Source organism: Streptomyces sp. NPDC058877, from assembly GCF_042742855.1.
Taxonomy (GTDB): domain Bacteria; phylum Actinomycetota; class Actinomycetes; order Streptomycetales; family Streptomycetaceae; genus Streptomyces.
In genome coordinates this window covers 1-2,828 of the sequence record NZ_JBHYMF010000355.1, presented here as the reverse complement: position 1 = coordinate 2,828, position 2,828 = coordinate 1, and the positions used below count along the sequence as shown (strand labels likewise).

Here is a 2,828-nt window from a genome sequence, read left to right as displayed (position 1 = left end):
CGCTCCCCCACCGAGCGGGCCATCGGCGTTCCGGCGCGCGGCCCGCTCCGCGGCCGCCGAAATCGCTTGCCCCGGACGGCGGGAGCGTACGATCCTCGCCGCATGGATGCTCCCCGACCGCAGCAACTCATCGAACTCGGCGACGGCCTCGTCCTGCGCGCCTTCCGCGGCGAGGCGGACCTGCCGGAGCTCTTCCGGGTCGTCGAGGAGTCCGCGGAGCACCTGCGCCCGTGGCTGGCGTGGATCGCCGAGCACAGCCGGGAGAGGACCGCCGGTTTCCTGGCCTCCCGGGCGGAACTGTGGGCGAGCGGCGAGGAGTACAGCTACGCGATCCTGCTCGACGGGGCCATCGTCGGCTCCTGCGGGCTGCACCGACACGACGAGGCCACCCCGGACGGCACGCTGGAGATCGGGTACTGGCTGCACCCGGGGGCGACCGGCCGCGGCCTCGCCACGCGTGCCGCCCGGGCCCTGGTCGAGCAGGCCTTCGGGCTGCCCGGGGTCACCGGCGTCGAGATCGTGCACGACGTCTCGCACCGGGCCAGCGCGGCCGTTCCCGCCCGGCTCGGCTTCACGGACCACCTCCGGCGCCCCCACGAGCCCACCGCCCCGGCCGAGACGGGCGAGGACAGGGTCTGGCGACTGACGCGCTGAGGCCCTCTCCAGGATGTGCGAGACTCGCTGCGACGAGGCGGAGGCGGTCTTCCGGGGCGGCGGCGCATGCGCGGCCCGGCCACCGCACCCGCCTGTCGGCGGGCAAGACCTGTCCCTTCCCTGCCGGAAGGCGGTTTCACCGATGTGGAAGAGAACGGCTCTGCTCTTGGCGGCGGTCCTGACGACCGGGAACCTCGTCGGCTGCTCCGGCATCACGGACGCCTTCCGGGGCTGCGAGGGCAGCGAGGGGCGAGTGGAGCGGCTGCGCTCCCTGGACCTCCTCGACTCCCCGCCGGTGGGCGCCACCCGCCCCCGGGGCCTGGAGGACGTCGACGCGGGCTGCTGGGAGGACAGCGGCGAGGCCTGGGTGTACGCCGAGTCGACGTACACCTTTCCCGGCACCCCGGCGGAAGTGGTCCGGCACTACGGGGCCGCGGCGGACCGTGACGGCTGGCAGCAGGCCACGTCCCGGGCCGCGGTCTCCGGGCACCCGATCGACCTGTGCTTCACCCGCGCGGTGGGAGGTGACCCGGCGGTGCTGACCGTTCGCTCCCTCGGTCCCGATGCCTTCGAGGAAGAAGGCCGAGGAGCACCCCCCGAACTCGCCACCGGGTCCGGTTACGGCGTGTCGGTGACGGTGGACGCCGCGGGCGGCGACGTCGACTGCGAGGGCTGACGCTCCCCTCCCCGTGGACTCCCCGTCACAGCGGGTGCACCCGCCGGGGCCTCCTCCGGTCAGGGGAAGGCCCCGGCGGGTTCCTTCGAGTGGCGGGTCAGAAGGCCCCGTTCAGGCCCATCCAGTTGGCGTCCTCCGGCAGGCCCGCGTTGAGCCCGCCGGTTCCCTTGCCCGAGTACAGGACCAGGCAGCCCACGCCGCGACATCCCTCGCCGGTGTAGCTGCTCTTGGTGAGCGTCGCGAGGTCGTTGAGGCCGTCGCCGCTGTAGTCGCCGACCGCGAGGAACGTCTCCATGACGTTCCAGCCGCCGGTGCCGATCAGCACGCGTGAGCCGATGGTGCCGATGGCGGTGCCGGGGTAGAGCCACAGCTTGCCGGTGGACGCCTCGCGGGCGATGAGGTCGGGTCGGCCGTCGCCGTTCATGTCACCTGCGCCGACCAGGGCGTTCATGCTGTTCCAGCCGCCGGTGCCGATCAGCTTGCGGCCGCCGAGGGTTCCGGTCGAGGTGCCGGGGTAGAGCCACAGCTTGCCGGTGGAGGTCTCGACGGCGATGAGGTCGGACCGGCCGTCGCCGGTCAGGTCGCCGAACGCGGTGACCTTGTTCATGGCGTTCCAGCCGCCGGTGCCGATCAGTGTGCGACTGCCGAGGCCGCCGGTGCCGGTGCCGGGGTAGAGCCACAGCTTGCCGGTGGACGCCTCGCGGGCGATGACGTCCTCACGCCCGTCCCGGCTGAAGTCGCCGTGCCGGGTGAGGGCGTTCATGGTGTTCCAGCCGCCGGTGCCGATCAGCCTGCCCGAGTTGTCACCGGGCAGGAACCACAGCCGGCCGGCCTTGTCCCGGACGATGACGTCCGCCTTCTTGTCGGCGTTCATGTCACCGAAGCCGGCCGAGGTGGGGCTGGGGTACGAACCCCACTCGGGGTACGCGGGCAGGACGCACTCGCGCTCGGTCGGGACGAACTTCAGCGAGCTGGTCCTGTTTCCGGCGTAGCCCCACTCGGTGCCCGCCGGATCCGGGGCCCAGATGAAGGTGGCCTTGTCGACGTCGTAGTTCGGGTCGTCGTAGAGGCAGGCGAACTTGTTCGTGTGGTTGACGACCGAGTTGAATGCGTTGTCCCACGTCCCGAGCGTCGCCTGGTCGACATTGGTCTTGTACATCGTGCCGGTGCCGTTGTCCGTCTTCCAGGCGCAGAAGTAACCGGACGGGCAGTCGCTGATGGCGGCCTGCGCCGGCGCCGCACCCGCGCCGAAGAGGCCGAGCGAAGTGAGCCCCAGCGTCGTGGCCACCGTGGCCACGCGCCGCAGCATGGAATTGCGCATTGACATCCCCTCCAACCGACGCGGAGACCTGAAAACTCGACGCGTCGTGTCTCAGGGACCGTACACGTACCAGACGAATGCACCCCGTTATGTTCTTCGCGGTCCTGCAAGAGGGCCGCTGGCCTCCGGGCCCGGCATGACTGTGTCCCCCTGTCGAACGGATGACCTGGGGGGTGG

Annotated in this window: 3 protein-coding genes; 2 read left to right on the top strand and 1 reads right to left on the bottom strand. The window is 71.6% G+C overall.

Features of this window, described 5'->3' with window-relative positions:
- Positions 1-102: 102 nt before the first annotated feature.
- Both ACFW2Y_RS35405 and ACFW2Y_RS35400 read left to right on the top strand, forming a co-directional pair.
- The gene (locus tag ACFW2Y_RS35405; protein ID WP_384887750.1) at positions 103-654 is read left to right on the top strand and encodes a GNAT family N-acetyltransferase; all 552 of its coding nucleotides are present in this window, start codon (positions 103-105) and stop codon (positions 652-654) included.
- 142 nt (positions 655-796) lie between these two features.
- Positions 797-1,330: a hypothetical protein gene (locus ACFW2Y_RS35400; protein ID WP_384887747.1), complete on the top strand. Its 534-nt coding sequence runs from the start codon at positions 797-799 to the stop codon at positions 1,328-1,330.
- Between the two features lie 97 nt (positions 1,331-1,427).
- Here the strand turns inward: ACFW2Y_RS35400 and ACFW2Y_RS35395 are convergent, their stop codons facing one another.
- A complete protein-coding gene (locus ACFW2Y_RS35395) occupies positions 1,428-2,651 on the bottom strand; it encodes an FG-GAP-like repeat-containing protein (protein WP_384887744.1) in 1,224 nt (407 codons plus the stop codon).
- Positions 2,652-2,828: the final 177 nt, after the last annotated feature.

Coding starts and splice junctions, on each gene's coding strand:
- ACFW2Y_RS35395 (WP_384887744.1), bottom strand. CDS start 2,651: ATGCGCAATTCCATGCTGCGGCGCGTGGCCACGGTGGCCACGACGCTG.
- ACFW2Y_RS35400 (WP_384887747.1), top strand. CDS start 797: ATGTGGAAGAGAACGGCTCTGCTCTTGGCGGCGGTCCTGACGACCGGG.
- ACFW2Y_RS35405 (WP_384887750.1), top strand. CDS start 103: ATGGATGCTCCCCGACCGCAGCAACTCATCGAACTCGGCGACGGCCTC.